The organism is Persicobacter psychrovividus (assembly GCF_036492425.1).
Lineage (GTDB): Bacteria > Bacteroidota > Bacteroidia > Cytophagales > Cyclobacteriaceae > Persicobacter > Persicobacter psychrovividus.
The window spans coordinates 112,398-130,410 of the sequence record NZ_AP025294.1 but is presented as its reverse complement, the minus strand read 5'-3'; the positions used below and the strand labels follow the sequence as shown (position 1 = coordinate 130,410).

11 protein-coding genes are annotated in these 18,013 nt (G+C 41.7%); 4 read left to right on the top strand and 7 right to left on the bottom strand.

Features of this window, described 5'->3' with window-relative positions:
- Positions 1–621 precede the first annotated feature (621 nt).
- Complete coding sequence (locus AABK40_RS17790) at positions 622–1,326, bottom strand: GntR family transcriptional regulator (RefSeq protein WP_338398824.1); 705 nt, start codon at positions 1,324–1,326, stop codon at positions 622–624.
- Positions 1,327–1,472: 146 nt separating this feature from the next.
- Here AABK40_RS17790 and AABK40_RS17785 point away from each other — a divergent pair, with 146 nt between their 5' ends.
- From AABK40_RS17785 to AABK40_RS17775, 3 genes are read left to right on the top strand one after another with little or no spacing between them, the layout of a single operon-like run.
- Positions 1,473–2,333, top strand: coding sequence for a ketose 1,6-bisphosphate aldolase (locus tag AABK40_RS17785; RefSeq protein WP_338398823.1), 861 nt, complete (start codon positions 1,473–1,475; stop codon positions 2,331–2,333).
- 5 nt (positions 2,334–2,338) lie between these two features.
- Positions 2,339–2,905: a D-lyxose/D-mannose family sugar isomerase gene (locus tag AABK40_RS17780; protein ID WP_332921739.1), complete on the top strand. Its 567-nt coding sequence runs from the start codon at positions 2,339–2,341 to the stop codon at positions 2,903–2,905.
- 1 nt (position 2,906) lies between these two features.
- Positions 2,907–3,911, top strand: coding sequence for a carbohydrate kinase family protein (locus AABK40_RS17775; RefSeq protein ID WP_338398822.1), 1,005 nt, complete (start codon positions 2,907–2,909; stop codon positions 3,909–3,911).
- Between the two features lie 239 nt (positions 3,912–4,150).
- Here the strand turns inward: AABK40_RS17775 and AABK40_RS17770 are convergent, their stop codons facing one another.
- The 6 genes from AABK40_RS17770 to AABK40_RS17745 form a co-directional block, all read right to left on the bottom strand.
- Positions 4,151–5,260, bottom strand: coding sequence for an alginate lyase family protein (locus AABK40_RS17770; RefSeq protein WP_338398821.1), 1,110 nt, complete (start codon positions 5,258–5,260; stop codon positions 4,151–4,153).
- A gap of 63 nt (positions 5,261–5,323) precedes the next feature.
- Positions 5,324–6,874, bottom strand: a complete 1,551-nt coding sequence (locus AABK40_RS17765; RefSeq protein ID WP_338398820.1) for a RagB/SusD family nutrient uptake outer membrane protein — start codon at positions 6,872–6,874, stop codon at positions 5,324–5,326.
- A 23-nt stretch (positions 6,875–6,897) separates the two neighbouring features.
- Entirely contained in the window at positions 6,898–9,888 is a 2,991-nt protein-coding gene (locus AABK40_RS17760; RefSeq protein WP_332921735.1) for a SusC/RagA family TonB-linked outer membrane protein, read from the bottom strand.
- A gap of 229 nt (positions 9,889–10,117) precedes the next feature.
- The gene (locus AABK40_RS17755; RefSeq protein ID WP_338398819.1) at positions 10,118–11,140 is read right to left on the bottom strand and encodes a hypothetical protein; all 1,023 of its coding nucleotides are present in this window, start codon (positions 11,138–11,140) and stop codon (positions 10,118–10,120) included.
- Between the two features lie 572 nt (positions 11,141–11,712).
- On the bottom strand, positions 11,713–13,914 hold the full coding sequence (locus AABK40_RS17750) for a glycoside hydrolase family 2 protein (protein WP_338398818.1): 2,202 nt from the start codon (positions 13,912–13,914) through the stop codon (positions 11,713–11,715).
- 145 nt (positions 13,915–14,059) lie between these two features.
- The gene (locus tag AABK40_RS17745; protein ID WP_338398817.1) at positions 14,060–16,228 is read right to left on the bottom strand and encodes a GH36-type glycosyl hydrolase domain-containing protein; all 2,169 of its coding nucleotides are present in this window, start codon (positions 16,226–16,228) and stop codon (positions 14,060–14,062) included.
- A gap of 232 nt (positions 16,229–16,460) precedes the next feature.
- Here AABK40_RS17745 and AABK40_RS17740 point away from each other — a divergent pair, with 232 nt between their 5' ends.
- Positions 16,461–17,672, top strand: a complete 1,212-nt coding sequence (locus AABK40_RS17740) for a glycoside hydrolase family 88 protein (protein WP_338398816.1) — start codon at positions 16,461–16,463, stop codon at positions 17,670–17,672.
- Positions 17,673–18,013: the final 341 nt, after the last annotated feature.

Sequence of the window (18,013 nt, the reverse complement as noted above, 5' to 3'; positions counted from 1 at the left end):
AATAGAATGGCAAAAACTGTAAACCTACAATTTCTCATCGCAATATTGATTAATTAAAAAATGTTCCCTACAAATGTGTATAAGAAGGGTTGGAAAGATGTGGATTTTTCACAGGATAAAGTGAATAATTGTCCCTAAGGTAATCCTGAATGATGCTCAGGGTCGTGCTATGCCTGAATTTATTGTCACAAAAAATTCCATCTACCTTCATGCAGGAGGCGCAGAGCGATGAGCCCCATTTAGGAGCTACTGGTTGTTAAATTTATTTATCAAAAGCCATAGTCAAATCTACTATCGGTAAATATATGGCAATAAAAAAAACACAACCTATATTAAAGTTGTGTTTTATAGTAAGCCTGTATATATCCTGACTTATTCAAAATATGCAGCTTTCCCCCAAAAGTCTGCATTAAAGTAGAATACAAAATAGTCCAAATAATGACTATGTATTTTCCACCATTACTTCAAATGAATCATTTACGATTAATGATATTACAAAACAAACCTATAAATGCTGCCCGAAGGATCAAAAATCATCAGGATAAGGCCATAAATCATTTGGAACTAACAAAATCTCACGAAATTGTCAATGATCTCAACAGCAACCTCATCGCAAAGTAACTAAAACCTTCCCTGCAAGAAATAATCATTTGTTAGACAGTATATAGAGGAATAAATATTAAAGCCTATTTTGTTGGTCTCAATTTTACGCTTTAAATGCAGGGTTGCACTGCCTTCCTTGATTTTCAACTTATTGGCCAAAGATTCACTTGCGGTAATTGCCCATATTTTTTGATCTCCATTCATGGGTTTAATGGTATATTGTTCAAGTAAAATCTTAAAAAGCGATTGATTTTCGAGATCGATATCCATGAATCCCTCCAAATAAATATTCGGCAGATAGGTAACTTCCAGCAACAAGGGTTTACCTTTTATTTCCCTGATTCGCTCGAACCGGATACAACCAGCAGTAACCTCTTGTTCGCTTAATGGAAACCAAAAATTGGTAGGCCATTGTTTCAATGCAGGGCGCTCTATAAGTTTGGTATACATTTCCTCCGGAGCAAAACTTGAGCTTGTTCCCTCCAAAGAAAGAATCCCAATCCCTTTTTTCACCGCCTGCACAATACTCCCTTTGCCGTGTTGTTTCTTGATCAAGCCGTCATGTTCAAGGCTCGTCAGTGCTTTACGAACGGTCGCTCTTGTAGTGCTGAAATCACTGCAGAGCTGATTCTCAGATGGCAACAAATCCCCTGCCGCATAATCTTCCGTTTCAATTCGTTGCTTTAGCTTTATATATAAGTCTTTATAAATGGGTGTCTTCATAATATGTTGCTCAGGTATTCTTTCCCAATGGTTATTGGTGCTTACCTCAAAGGTTAAAAGTTTATACAAAAATACCAAACTAACTTGTGTACACAAGTTGTCATTCCTATATTTATCCTATCATCATTTTTTAAATAACATCAGCTATGGCTTTAGTAAGTTTGCGTGAAATAGTACAAGATGCCTATCAAAGGCAATATGCAGTGGGCGCATTTAATGTGGTAAATTTAGATTTTTTAGAAGCGATTGTTAATGCCGCTGAAGAAAAGCAATCCCCTGTGATCTTGAATATTGCAGAGGTGCATTTTCCCTTTGTAACAGTCGAACATATTGTACCGGCGATAAAAGCGGTATGTGAAAAATCAAAGATCCCATTTGCCCTTAACCTGGATCATGGATTAACTTTTGAGGCCATTATGCGAGCTGTTCGAAATGGATTTACCTCCGTGATGTTTGATGGCAGTCATTTAAGTTTTGAAGAAAACATCCGACAAACACAGAAGGTAGTGGAAATCTGCCATGCCGTTGGTGTATCCGTAGAGGGAGAACTTGGGGCTATTGGAGGTGAAGAAGGAGGAGGGCTTATCGGAGAGGCCAACCCTGATTTGTTTACCAATCCGGATTTGGCAGCTCAATATGTGGAACAAACAGGCATTGATGCTTTGGCGGTAGGTATTGGGAACGTACACGGAAAATACAAAGGAGCGCCTAATTTGGATTTTGCCCGATTAGGACAAATCAGGGAGCTGGTTAAGATACCGTTGGTACTTCATGGAGGCTCTGGCATCAGTACACCAGATTTCCAGCGAGCGATCGGTATGGGTATCAGCAAGATTAATTTCTTTACGGGAATGTCTCAAGTGGCACTTGAAACCACCGCCTCTTCGCTCCAAAAGACAGGAACAAAATACAATGACTATCCATTGATGCTGAATGAAATTAAGGGGGGAATTACGAAGGTAGTAGGTGAACAAATGGATATTTTTATGTCAACCAATAAAGCATAATTTTTATGAAACGTTCGACAATTAATAACGCAATTAAAAGCGCTACGACATTTTTTGAATCCAATGGTTGGGTGTTGCCGCATAATGCCCAATGGGATGTTACTGATTTTGGTTTGGGAGATTTTCAGGATTGCGGTTTGGTGTTGGTGAATTTGGCGGAGGAAGAAGAATATTGTGAAAAGCTGATGTATGCGCAACAAAATCAGGTAACGCCAATGCATTGCCATGCTCAAAAAAAAGAAGACATCATCGTTCGAACAGGTGTAATGGCCATCGAGATTTGGAAAGGAGTTCCAGGTAAAAACACCAGTGAAATTGAGGTAAAAATCACAGGTGAATATCAAAAAATCAGGTCAGGAGATATTGTTGAATTAAAGGCGGGAGAAAGGGTAACCCTTACCCCTGGTTTATACCATAAATTCTGGCCCACGACTGCCGAATGTATCATTGGAGAGGTTTCGACAGCCAATGATGATGTGAACGACAACTTTTTCACCAACCCAGATATCGGTCGATATTCGGAAATCGAAGAAGATGAGCAACCATTGGTTTCACTCCTAAGCGATCATTGATATGGCAAAAAGTGGAATCACGGCCGCAGGTAATTGGATCGTTGATAAGACCAAGGTAATCGACGACTTTCCGCCGCAGGATGGCCTGGCCAATATTTTATATGAAACTGCGGCGAACGGTGGGTCGCCTTATAATATTCTAAAAGACCTCTATCATTTGGGGGCTGAATTTCCATTACAGGCTATTGGCACTATTGGCAATGATGATGCGGGTCAGTTTATTTTAGAGGACTGTGCGCGACATGCTATTGATGGCCAATACCTGAAAACCGTTACTGAAACTGGTACATCTTTCACCGATGTGATGACCTCGAAGGCAACCGGTCGTAGGACATTCTTTCATTACCGTGGGGCAAATGCCGTTTTGGATCGTGAACACTTTCCAGTAGATCGATTGGACTGTAAAATTTTCCATTTGGGCTATTTGTTGTTGCTGGATAAATTAGATCAGATTGATTCGAAGGGAAAAACGGGGGCTTCCAGAATCCTTGATGCTGTTCAGCAAAAAGGAATAAAAACGGCAGTAGATATTGTCAGTGAAAATTCTGATCGCTTTCAGCAGGTGGTCAAACCATCCCTTCCTTTTATTGACTATCTGTTTGTCAATGAATATGAGGCCAGCAAGATCACCGGAATCGATGCCGACCCAGCACAGGTGGATTCACTTTTTACTGCTGCTGAAGCATTGATCGAAAGTGGAGTGAAGGAGGTCGTCTTCCTACATGCCTCAGATGGTGCAATAGCGCTAACCAAAGATGGAAAGCGGGTTATACAAGGTCGGATTCAGTATCCAAAAGAATTGATCAAAGGTGCTTCAGGGGCAGGCGATGCTTTCGCTGCCGGAGTGCTGTTTGGTTTGCATGAAGGTTTTTCGATAGAAAAATGTCTCCAATTGGGCGTAGGGGCTGCCGCTTCCTCCCTGAGTGAGCCAACTTGTTCAGACAGTGTGGTGAAGGCGCAGGAGGCTATGGCTTTAGGAGAGAAATATGATTACCTTAAATGGTAGCCTACTGTCATCATTTTTCGGACCCATTATACGTATGGCCGCGAAATGTATTCTTCCTATTTTTACTGCGCCTTGATGTATAAACTTAATGTATAAAATAGAGAACTGGTGACGACTCTTTTCACCCGCAAAAATAAAATTGATGATACCGATCACAAGACCCTACTAAGCTTGTGGTCGGTCAATCAATACACTAATCGCATCGTGTATTGACAATCTTCGCATGAAGATTTTGCTGCTTAATACCCTTGAGTTGGTTTCATTACTGCCAGTAAAACTGATTCGATACAGCTGTATTTTTTGCCGGAAGAGTCATACATCTTCACATATTGGTTGAGTTGATGGTCAAAAAATTGCGCCAGTTTCATCACTTCCACCCCACCTTCAGGATTCCACGGCCGCCCTGGCCGATAAAAATCATCTCCCGACTCCCAACGTTCACGGTCAAAAGCCACCTGAGAGTTTACCCATTGCGGGTACACCTTCTCTTTTTTCATATACGGAATCAGCAATTCTACTGACTTTTGGATTGTACCACCCTCTTGATTCTCCCACGAATAATAGCCTTGTCCTTTTTTCCCCATTGCCAAAAGCGTTGAAAGAATCGGTTTGAGACCACCACAATGATAGCTCAGGGCGTCTCGGTGGCGTAGATCAATAGTGGTACTGTCGCCAAAGAAATTACGGTTGATGTAATCTTCTACTCCATCGGCAACAAACTGCTGGTATTGCTGATCCGCGAGGAGTTGATTGCTTAAAGCCACAATTTTTATCCTTTTACTTCTCCAATTGCCTCTTTCCCCTTGAAAGCCTGCCTTGATACTTGTATCAGTTAACTTCACCAGCCATTTTTTGATGATGTCCTGCTGATTTTTGTTAGCAAAATTCACCAGAAGAGGTAAAGCCGTCAGCATGGGCGTCAATTTATTTTCATTGATAGGGTTACCTGTTGGCACATACGCCTGAACCCAAGCCAACGATAAACTAAGGGCTTTTTTCGCATAATTTGATTTGCCAGTGGCCGCATATGCATAAGTGAGTTGCTGTATGCTTTCCATTTGTTTCAACTGCTTAATCGTCTGGATACGCTCGGGATTGCTACTGATCAAACCCTCATAGTTGATGATCACCAGAGGTACAGCATCTTCCTGGAGTCGAGTATTGGCCTGCGAAATTATTGAATCAAAAAACCGCTTGGCTTCTTCATCATTTTTCAGAAGCTGCTGAAGGTGTTTACAATCATGGGCGGTTAAGGGAATGCTGGTTTTCAAATTCAGCTTGGCAGGAAACACAGGCCTGGAATAGCCAAAGAAAAGGCTAAAAATAAAGATTTTAATGATCGGTTGCATCTTGTCTTTTTTGAATAAAAAAGCCCCAAACATAGAAATGGGGCTTTTATTAAAGTGATCAATTTACTTATAATTTGGGGATTGAACCAACACCCCACCACTTTTATCTATTTCCTGTTGTGGAACAGGATAAAAAGCCCTGCCTTCAATAAACCGCGGTTCTCCGTCAATTTTAGAAACAATGGTATTTAAATCTCCCCACCGGCGTAAATCATTATAGCGGTGTCCCTCGAAACACAACTCCTTACGTCGTTCATCTTTTAGCACCTGCATCAAGGATTTGCCACCGTCCACCAATTGCTGAGTACTTTGGTGAGGCTTCACCTCTTGATCAATTGGGCTGTAAAAAGCACGGCCGCGGACCATGTCAATGTACTGCATTGCTTCAGCATCATTACTGCCAATCAAGGATTCGGCATACATCAGATAAATATCGGCCAAACGCATGATAGGAAAGCTTTCGTCATTACCATTGGGGTTATTTGCTTTGGAAGTCAGTCCTTTGGCGATTACAGGGTCTTCACTTGTAGAGACCACATAATCTCCCGCTTCCCCTCCAATAATTCTCGGGTTTCGATAATATAAGGTATCGCCTTTTTGGCGGATAAATGCTTTTAGTCGGAAATCATTGGGTTCAAAAGTCTCAATCAAATCTTCGGTTGGACGAAGATTTTGATATCCTCCAATTTTGTCTGGGTCATTACCATCCTGAACCATGGACTCCAAATATACATTTCGCTGCGTCCCTTCAGAAGAATGTAGCCCGTCATCAAACCAAAACAAGGCACCACCCACTTTATGATCATAAAGCACTTCAAAGAGATTTTCTGGACTAAAACGGTTATTTACATTCATTATATCTTCGGTATTTTGCATCAACTGAAAGCCACCATTGTCAATAATATCCTTAAACAAAGGCTGTGCTTTCTGTGGTTCACCAAAAAATAGGTGTGATTTGGCCAACAACCCTTTTGCAAACCAAATGGTAACCCTTCCTTGTTCCTCATTTTCTTTACCATTATAACTTTTCGGTAAAGCGTTTTCTGCAATAATTTCTTCCAACTCCGCCTGGAGATAAGCCAAAATTTCCTGTCTTTCCAATTGAGGAACAGCAAATAAATCCATATTATTTTCATCCCGGAATGGAACATAATCCCACTGCATGATCAGGGTAAAATAATAGTTGGCCCTGAGCAGTTTTGCTTCTGCCTTTGCCCTATCCACCAATGCCTGATTGGTGATCGTGGTAGGTACTTCCTTAATCACCGTATTGGCCCGGCGAATTCCCTTGTATAAGGACGACCAGATCCCACGAAATTCTTTACTGTCCTCGCGGAAGTTAAAATTATAATTTCCTGCAAGATCATCCTCTGTTTCAATAGTAAAAACATCATTGGTCAACAATTCACGTTGACGCCAATAATTATTGGCATACAAACGGACATCAGCCATATTTGAATAACTGGCGGACAACATCCGCATCAGGTCAAGGTCGGTCTGGAAGTAAGTATCCTTATCGATTAAGGTGGTATTTTTTACATCCAGAAAATCATCGCAGGAACTAATCAATGTCCCTGCAAATATCATTAAAAAATATATTTTTAGATTATTCATATTCCTTAAATTATTGCGGTTCATTAAAAATTCATCTGTACTCCAGCGGTATAAACTCGTGGTGTTGGTCGGGCATTGTATCCTTGCTCAATTGAGGCTCCGGAAGAAGATCCGGAATCCCACACATCAGGATTATAGCCAATATAATTGGTAAAAATATAGGCGTTTGAGATGGCGACATAGGTACGCAATCGGGTGATGGTATTTGACCGGATCAGGTTACTGAAATTATAACCCAACTGAATATTTTGAATATTCAGATAAGTACCGTTCTGTATATGTCTATCTGAAAATCGGTTAGATGCTGAAGAGGCGTTAATACTCGGATAGGCTGCATTTGGATTTTCTTCACTCCAGGTATTGCCCACCAACTCCTTCAATCTATTTTCTTTCTTATTGGTTAATGTAAAATTATAAAGGTTTTGATTGAACACTTTATAGCCTGCTTTCCCCTCCAGTAAAACACTAAGGTCAAACCCTTTATATTGGGCACTGAAATTCATTCCAAAATAATATTTTGGGATGGAACTCCCCAAATTCACGCGGTCATCATCAGATATCTCTCCATTACCACTAACATCCACAAAACGAACATCCCCCGCTTTCGCTGTTGGCTCAAGATCATTATCGCCTTGATCAGCATCATACAAACCATTGGTAGTGTAACCATAAAAATACCACATGCTCTGATCGACCTCAAGGCGCTGATACCCATCCCCTGACATAACAGGTGTATAGCGGCCATCCACCTCTACCAATTCTGTCGCCTTATTGGAAACATAAGTAAAGTTACCTCCGATAGAATAAGTGAATTCCCCTTCGAAATTGTCATAATTGAGCCCTAACTCAATCCCTTGATTTTGAATTGACCCAACATTTCGCAAGCCATTTCCAATATAGTCGCCATCCACATCTGTACCTGTTCCAATATCAGCCATTTGCTGAACTTCAAGGATCATATCTCGTGAGGTTTTCTGAAAGACTTCTCCCGTAAAACGGAGTTTATTGTCGTAAAATCCGGCGTCAATCCCCAGGTTCAGCTGTTCGCTGGTCTCCCAGCGGAGGTCTTCGGCAGGCAAGCCTGCTACAATATGTGCCGTAGTATTTGGATTATCAGCGCCACCGGCCCATGGGTAATTGATATTCGGCCACATCGATGCCACAAAACGATCTGTTAAACTTAAATCACGACCTACCTCACCATAACCAAGGCGTAATTTCAAATTGTTGATGAGGGCATTATCCTTCAAAAATGCTTCTTCTGAAATGGTCCACCCTGCCGATAGCGACCTGAACACACCCGCTCTGTTCTCAGGCTTAAACTGTGAGCTGGCATCCAAACGAATGGATCCATTAAGGGTATATTTGGCATCGTAGGTATAAATAAATCTGGCAAAGCCGGATAACATTCTTTTGGTGAATTTGTCTGCCCCATAAGTTTGCTTCGTCCCTCCAACGATGGATTCCAGTCCGTCTCGGTTACCATCTGCTGTTGCAAAGGTGAAAGATGTTTGTTCGTTTTGCACAACCCCACCAGCGGTAATTACCACATCATGTTTGTCTGCAAAGGTCTTTTTATAAGTCAAATAATTATCCCAAAAAAGCCCCAAAAACTTGGAGTAGTTTTCTGAATACCTGGACGCTACCGAAGCATACAATGCCGTACCCTGATCCATCTGAGGGTTTTTTGTCTGCTGAAAACTGCTGGAAAATGTACCGTTCAAATTGGTTTTGAATGTCAGTCCGTCGATTAATTCAACCTCTGCCCACAAACTCAGGCTGGTACCTACTGACTGTTGTTCTTTTTCTTTAATTGTCATGGTATATACAGGATTGGCCGTATTCACCGCTCCGGTAATATTGTTCGCAGGAACACCATAACCGTGACTCAATACATTTGCAGGGTCATAAAGTGGAATCTGAGGTGCTATTTGATAAACAGATGAAGGATCTCCCTGCTCAGGGGTCTGCTGCCGGTTCGACAGGTTAAACATGACCGTTTCTCCCATTCTAAATCGACCTCTTTTCATATCCGACTTAACGTTCAGATTATACCGCTGATAACCAGTATTGATTTGCATGCCCTGCTGATCGGTATAGCCCATTGAAACGCGGTAATTACCGCTCTCGCCTCCGCCTTGTGCTGAAAAATTGTATCTTGAAATAGGCGCAGGCTTGAAAACCTCCTCTGCCCAACGGGTGTTGGTGGTAATGCTCTCATCTCTCACCCAACGATTTTGTCTAATGGTCCCGTTTTTTACAAAAAGCTCATCCGCATAGGCTTTGTATTCATCAATATCCATTGCGTCATAGATATTCATGGGTGTTTGTATGCCGTATTCAGCTGAGAAATTGAACTTTGCCTCACCTTTCTTGCCACTTTTAGTAGTAATAATTACCACCCCATTGGCTCCGCGGTTACCATAAATGGCCGCCGATGCAGCATCCTTCAATACATTTAATGATTCAATATCATTAGGGTCGATATTCAACATTGAATCCGTCAATACTCCATCAATGACATATAAAGGGTCTGATTTACCCGAAACGGTTCCCACCCCACGAATGCGCACTTTAATACCACCGCCTGGGGTGGTTGAATTACTCACCTGAACCCCTGCCATACGGCCCTGCATTGCTTGTGCAGCATTAGCAGTAGGAATTTTTTGCAGTTGTTCGGACTTCACCATACCGATAGACCCAGTGATATCCCGTTCTTTTTGCTCTCCATATCCTATAACTACTACCGTTTCCAGCTCTTTGACATTCGGAGCCATGTTCACATCAATCACCGATTGGTTTCCAACCTTTACTTCCTGGGCATTGTAGCCGATGAAAGAAAAAACAAGGACCTCATCAGGTGTGGCAGCAATAGAAAATTTACCGTTTATATCCGTAACCGTTCCGATGGTTGGTTTGGATTTCAGCGTGATATTCACCCCGGGTAAGGTTGCACCGTCATTTTCTGTTACGGTTCCGCTGACCATCTTTTGAGCGAAAAGCTGACCGCTCATTGCCATTAGCACCCACAAAAAAAATAAACCAAACCGCAGGCGCGGTTTTTTAGTATTATTGCATCTCATATCAATAATGGAATTTGTAGTAGATAGAAAAAATAGGGAGTCGTTGAAAAATTATTATATCAAAGTTTCATATATAAATTTGATATTTATCATCATATAACTTCCATATATAATTTAAAAAAAGCCACCTTAATAGGTAGCTTTTCTATTCATGTTGTAATTATTTATTCATCTCAAATGAAAATGACTGCGTTTCAACATTGAAAGTCAAATGCAAGCCCTTTTCAGCACTGCCTGGGTATTTCACACGGCACCCACCTGTGTTAGGTAACATTTCGCCTTCATCATTCTCCTCTAATGGGGCATTGGTACAGGAATCAATAACTTCATTAGCGCCCTCACCATCTATTGAAAAAGACTTTACATACCACTTTCCAGCATATGTAGCATATATTTCCTCTTTTTCTTCTGCACTCTCTGGCTCAGGACCATTACCCCAATCCACATTATAAGTCCCATCGCTTTCTCCCCAAACGCCTTCAGCATTATACACTACTTTGAAGTTGTAATCTTCCAGGTGTTCATTTGGTGTTTCCGACCATGGGTTATATGCCCAAATGTCTGCTTCCCAAATCGCAGGATTTTCCTCTGATTGCGTCATTGCAACACCTTTACTCCAAGGGCTTTCAGGAGGGCCATCCGGTGTGGTATTGACCACTCCAATCATCCAGAGAATTTTTTTGTTACCCGCAGCATCTTTATGATCCCAGTTGAAGTCAATACAGGTTACTTGATCGACTACCTCAATATCATACGTCTTTTTATCTGCATGAACGTTTACCGCCGCTACTTTACTTGCTTCATTTTTCACCATGATAGCGTCCCAATCTTCGCCACATTCCTCTCCTTTTACCTGAAGATCACCAGAAAGCTCTTCTCCCTTATCTGCCATTGCTCCAAAAGTAAAGGCGCCGTCTTCAGTAGAAAAAGAAAATTCCGAATCACCACTCTCGCCTAAAAGCACACGCTTGTCAAATTCGCCTAAATCGGCCCCTTCATTCATAAGGATTTTAGTGTCACCTTTCATTAAAAGAAAGGTTTCCGGCGAACTTACATTACACTCCTCAACGGGTGGAACAGGTGGCTTATCAGGCTCATCAGTCTCTGTAGCACAAGCTGATAAAAATACAATTGGCAGAGCGAAAGCAAATGCTTTCAAGGTCATTGTGTTAAATACTTTCATCTTAAAAATAAGTATAGTAAAAAAATTAATTTCGAATTAACGGTGGCTGCTATGAGCTGGTTTGTTAATCATTTGATAGTTCCAAGTTGGTGCCTGAACAAAAATTTAAGGTGGATTAACCTTCAATTATTAGTGGAATTTTATTCCATAAACAGCTCAAACAGCCTATCAGGGGCATCTCATTCCTTTCTAAACATTTCTCCTCTTTTAAAAGGATCATTTATCAACTTCTTCTATTTCATTCCTTTGAAATACTTATTCTTTGTCCGAACGCTACGATAAAATAAACTTTGTGAGATTACTCATCATCTACTCAGACTGACGATCTTGTTGATGCTGTGAACTCATCCGCCTCACGCACCATAAAAAAAGGTCGAGGTTAAATACCCCGACCTGACTATAATTTATTACGACTAACTATTATTTTTCTATTTTGGTCTGTCTTATCAATATCCTTCAGAAAATAATTTGGAGAGACCAAAGCCGTCAACATTGATAATGACCAATTTTATCTGAGCTTTTTAATTTTCCTAAAACATGAAAGTTAAAATACAAGGCAGAACACGAATAACTCAAATATTCAACACGGCCACGGCATCCTTCCACTTTACCATTTGCTTAACCACTAAGTCATAGGTGCTATCCAGGGAAGAATGGTTTTCCACCGATAATTTTATGTTAAATAAACCTTGGTGATTCTGTGGAATCTTCACTCGCAAGCGTGGCCCTACCGTATTTTCGTATGGTTTTACGGCGATACCATTCCAATATTGTTGCTGACATTCTTCCCCAAAGCAAACCGTAACGGTCATATTCAGGCCGTCAAACTGCTGCTGACCATCGTTGAGCATCCACAAATCCATTTCCATCCATTCGCCTGCATCATAAGAGAAACGCTGGAATTGTGCACTGGCCAAAACCGGGCGAAGAGCGTCTTTGATGCTGTAGAATGCGGGCTTGATCTGATTGTCATAATCAACAATAGAATTGTTGGCCGCTGTTGGCCAAGGTTCATTGAAACACCAATTCAGGGCCATGCTACAATATGGCTGTTTCTGACGTGCTGTTTCAAAAATACACTGATACCCAATCTTTTGCAGCTGCTGGCCACGCGCTACCAGCGTAGATAAATCTTCACTTTTACCGAAATATTTTTCGATGATGTGTGCATTTAACCACGTTTGCTCGGTCCATGCGCCGTAGGCGTGATGGGCTTTCCAAGCCTCGGTTGGCCTTGGAGGAAATTGTTCCTCTACAGGAATGATCTTTTGGATGGTATTTTCGAAAGCCGGAGACGGCATTCCAAATTCTGAGTAAGCGGTACAATCTGCCGAGAACATCCACTCGAAAACATCCTGCTGGGTGTCTTCATCGAAGAAAGCATAATGCCCATGCCCCATTCCCATTACTGGAGCCGTAGGCAAAAACGGTGTATTTGGATCATGCTCAAAACAAATGCTATTCAATAGGCGCAAAGCATGCGACTGATCAGTCATGCCCGACCAGCTGTTGAACAACTCATTTCCCCCACACCAAAGAACGGTTGAGGCAAATTGCTTCAGTCGCTTAACAATCGCTGTAGCCTCAGATTTCAATACCTTCAGGTATTGTTTTTCGTTGGGGTGATCGTTACAAGCCAATGGGAATTCCTGCCAAACCAACATTCCTTTCTCATCACAATAATGATGGAAAGCGTCTTTATTGACGATTCCTCCGCCCCAAACACGCAAAATGTTCATATTCGCCTCCAATGCCAAATCAATCAATTCATGGTAACGGGCATCGGTGATGGTCCCCGGGAAAATCTCAGGATTTACCCAATTGGTTCCTTTCAGAAAGATTTTTTGCCCGTTCAATTCCATCTGTACCGGAGGACAACTGCGGGATTTTGGGAACGTATTGGTACGCTCATAAGCGCCTTCGTTCATTACCAAGGCCACCTGACGGAAAGCTACTTTGCGGCTGATCTGCTGCTCGGTCTCCAGGTCGGTCAATACAAAATCATACTGGAATGCCTCACCATGGCCAACACACCACCACAATTTAAGATCGGTTAGCTCGAAGTTGGTATAATAACCTTTGAATGGTAACTCTTTGACACATTTGTCTTGGTCCATCACCTGCAGCAAATATGATCCACCAACCAAATTTCCACCCCAGAAATCAAGCTCAAGATTTACCTTTGCAGCATGTTGCTCTAAATTCAGATCATAATCAACAACCATGCTTTTGACCGCTTGTGACGCTGTAACGATACAAACCGCCTCATCCCAAATCCCCGAAGGAACCAATCGTGGGTGCCAATCCCATCCGTAACTCACGGCAGGCTTGGCTGAAAGGACTGCCTGTGTACGGTCATAGGAGTTGTGATGCGATTTTGGAATAGGAAAAACCACCACCTTCAACAGGTTATTTTCTTTCTTCAGGTAGGGTGTCAGCAAAACCTTGACCTCACTAAACATACCAATATGGTGAGTAAGCAAATGATCATTAAGGTAAATTTCACACTCATAATCAATGCCTTTGGCCTGAAAATAAACGGCCTGACCTTCGATTGATGTTGGGATATCCAAAGCCGTTTGGTAAGTCCAATAGCAATCTTCCATCCATACCCATTGCTTGTAATTATCCGCAAAATGATAATCAGCATAGTCATTTGCTCGCGCCCAATCCAATTGCGCATTGCCTGGAACATTCCCTTCTACCCAAGCGGATGGCATCTGCTCTTTTTCAGCATGATGCCCCAGCGTCCAGTTCATTTCTATATTTTTCATTCGTTATTATTTCAAAGTTCTTGATCAAATTAAATAGACTTCCTATAAATATTTGATCCAAGCGAGACGCTTGAACCAAATGTCATATTCTTAAAATAATCTGTGTAAATCTGTGGACAAATCAACACCTCACATACTTACCTATCTATTTTTCCAGTTCCTTCAATCGGTAATAAGTATAAAGCGGATAAGCATGCGCATGAGCATTGTAAGGCATGTTATAGGCATGTCCCTGCGTTTCAGAAATCGAACTGTTGATATAATCTGATGCGGTCCATTGCCCCAACCAAAAATCTGGGAAGGCCTGCCCGATATGCTGGAGGCTCATTCGGTCAAAAAGTTCCCAAGCCAAGTTTAAATCCACCTGCGCCACACCGATAACATACTGGGCATAAGGAGCAAACCAAAAGGCGCCATTCTCCCCACAGCCGTCTTTACAATAATGTTCCTTTACAAATGGCAAAGGTCCTTCCATCAGTCGCCCACCCGCTTTTTCGGGGAACACCAATCGCTCATTGACCACCTCAATCATTTTCGCCTTCCGCTCAACATCCAAATATGGAATCTGCAAACCAAAGGCCTGTGGCCACATATAAACTTCCTCATTCCCGATCGGCTGATCCACCCAATAGAAACGCTTGAAAAACGAAGCTCCCCCAAGGTCCTTCCTTATATTTTCATACAAAACCGTCGCCTGCGTTTGGGCAATGGATTTCAGCATATCAATCTGATAGGTATATTCATCAGCGGGCTTCAAGGAGGAAAGATTTTGAACAAATTGCTGATACATCACAATGGCCATGGTCGTATTTAAATGCGATTCTGACTTTTCATACATTCGGTTGAAAGGCTCATTGGCCAACACAAAGTGAAGGTCATCATTCCAATCCGAATTCAGCAATCGCACCAAACCTCGTGGCCCCAGGCCTATTTCATCACGAAGAAACAAAACCATTTTTTCGATATGATCGAGCACCGTCCCTTCGGCTTTGCTTTCCAAAGGATAATAAGGAAGCACCTCATACAAAAATTCGCTATCGCCCGTAATGCGCAAATATTCATTGATCGCATGCAATAAAAACAATTGATTATCAGACTGTATGTAAACATCATCGGTCTGATAACCAAATCCTTTCTCCATAATCGGCACCTGCCCTCTTGCGTTTTCTTTTTTTAACGCATAGCGCAAAGCAGACTTGGCCACCGTTGGGTTATAATAACACATCGGCAATAAATGCTGAAGATGATCTCTGACACTCGCATGCAGCCCCCACAAAAAATCATACTGACTGCCCTGTGGCGTTTTGGTTTCCTGAAAATAGCGTGAATATTGGGATAGAGCCTCTAAAGTGTGCGCATGCCATAACAGCTCGGATCGTCGCTCATTATCTGTTTCAAATGTAGGAAGTACCTGTTGCCATTGGTCAGCCACGGGCGTTTTTTCTTCACAGAATGCTTTCCATTCAGCTTTATAATCCTCCTCAAAACTGAATCCTAATTGATAACTGAAAGACTGCACTCCTCCCCCTTTCAAATTCACTTCATGAATGGCTTGAAGACTATTTCCTGCTGCATCCACATTATGTTCAATAGAGGCTTTATCTTTTGACCCCATAAAAAGCACAGGCGGAAATCCTTCATATTCAGCGATGCTATTTTTGTCTTTCCACAAAAAGGGTTCACGTGGATTTGTTTCGAATTCAACCGCACAAAAATCACTGTTATTGTCCTTTTGTCTTGCTTTATAATCGACCTTTTTTGGCCAATTCTGCTGATAATTCATTTCATAATCAGCAATAATCACATCGGTAAGCAGGAATTGATGCGCTTGTGGATTATCATTCTTAATCTCAATATCCACCTGCATGATTGACTGCCCCCCCGTTACGGACAGCGACGGTCTAATGGTTATTTTTTTGGTAATTACAATTCCTGAAAAAGCATACTCCCAAATCACATATCCAACCCCACAACGGAAATTACGCTGAACTTGAACCGTATCCTGGTAGATGTCTGTCAGGTCTATTTTCTGCCCATCCCATTCAACAAACAGGTGATTCGCCCCACTGTTATCTTGCTTTCCTTGATTGAGCCTTCCCCACGAACGCTCACCGGTGATCAGCTGATATTTCCCACTGACGTGTGGTAATAGTAATAACCTATAATTCCCCAAAAGAAAATAAGGATCCTCGGTTTGTGAGGTATCGGCACGCTCCAACGCCATCGGAAAAGGAAGCGGGCCGGTATATTCCACTACAGGAAAAAAATCATCATCCAAAAGCCACTGGCTTACTGTTGTATCATGTGTTATCATACCCGTCTATATTTGTTATAAATAAACAGCTTAGACTTGATATTTAAAAAACATAAAATAAAATTATACCCATTTGGCAAAATATTTTCCAGACCATTTCACCACTGATAAATATACACTTCAAATGGCCATTTATCCTCTTCAAAGCGACACAATCTAACGAGATTATTGAATAAGGCATTAGGGCACTCCTTTGTCTTCAGTGATCAAGGATATTTTTTATATAGAATTTATGCGATATTTCATTACTTATTTTTCAATTATTTTGCTTCTGATTAGCTGTAGTCAAGAACGGCGCACAGCTCAGAGCCCAACATTTTCTACTCAGAAAGCCAAACAGGCCATTGCTCAGTGTGCTCTGCAATATGAGGGGATGGTTAAACAAATGCCTCCAGCGCAATTTCCAAGATCATTTGAAGGAGGAAAAATGATCAATAGCGACAAATTTTGGTGGTGCAGTGGTTTTTATCCTGGAACATTGTGGTATTTGTATGAGGCCACTAAGGACGAAAAGTGGAAAGCTTTGGCTACCGCTAAAACCCTTGAACTGGACTCCGTCAAAAATGAAACACGACACCATGACCTTGGCTTTATGCTCTTTTGCAGTTATGGCAACGCCTACAAAATCACGAAGAACGAAAAATTTCTCGAACCCTTGATCACCGGCGCCTATACTTTAGCCAAACGTTTCAATCCTAATGTGGGGGCCATAAAATCATGGGATTGGGATGGCCGCAGGGGGTGGAAATATCCTGTGATCATTGATAATATGATGAATTTGGAATTGCTTACGTGGGTTGGAGAACGAGAGGGGCAATCCTCTTCCTTATTGAAAATCGCCAACGAACATGCACAAACGACGATCAAACATCACTTCCGACAAGATTACAGTTCTTACCATGTGATTGATTATAATCCTGAAAACGGATCGGTTTTGCACAAAAATACTGCACAAGGGCTGAGTGATGAAAGCAGTTGGGCACGGGGGCAGGCTTGGGGCCTTTATGGCTACACGATGATGTACCGTTACACCAAAAATCGGGTGTATTTGGAGCAGGCCAAACACATTGCCGGCTTTATCCTATCCAACCCGAACTACCCTGCCGATGGCGTTCCTTATTGGGATTTCAATGATCCCAAAATCCCAAATACCTACCGGGATGCTTCAGCGGGTGCGGTAATGGCTTCAGCTTTTATTGACTTGTCACAATTTACCAAAGATGAGACATTAGGCAAGCAATATTTTGATCAGGCGAGTACAATTTTAAACACCCTCAGCAGCAATCAATATTTGGCTAAAGTAGGTGAAAATGGTCATTTCTTATTGAAACACAGTGTGGGTAATCTACCAAGAAATTCGGAAGTAGATACGCCGTTGTCTTATGCCGATTACTACTATGTTGAGGCATTAGTGAAATATTTGGAGACACAAAAAGCGATTTAAATTGTCGGTATAATTTGAAGTTTTAATGCTTGTTGCCCCAGGTTCGGTTGGAATCTGAGGCATTTTTTTGCTTATGATTATCTTATAAATGTTGGAGGATTATAAGCCATGATTACCTTGATTTACAGGATTACCTTGATTTTTTATTTTATTAGAATTACTGATCTGTGAGCAAGGATCAAATACAGCTCATCCCAAAAATCTGTGAAATCTGCGTAATCCGTGGACAAACCAAACCCCCTTTGTATTTTTCATGAGGTGCTTATTTTTGTGCCTAACGGTACGGACGTTGCATGCAACGTCCCTACGGCAACAGGACAAACCAATACCCCGTCTCATTT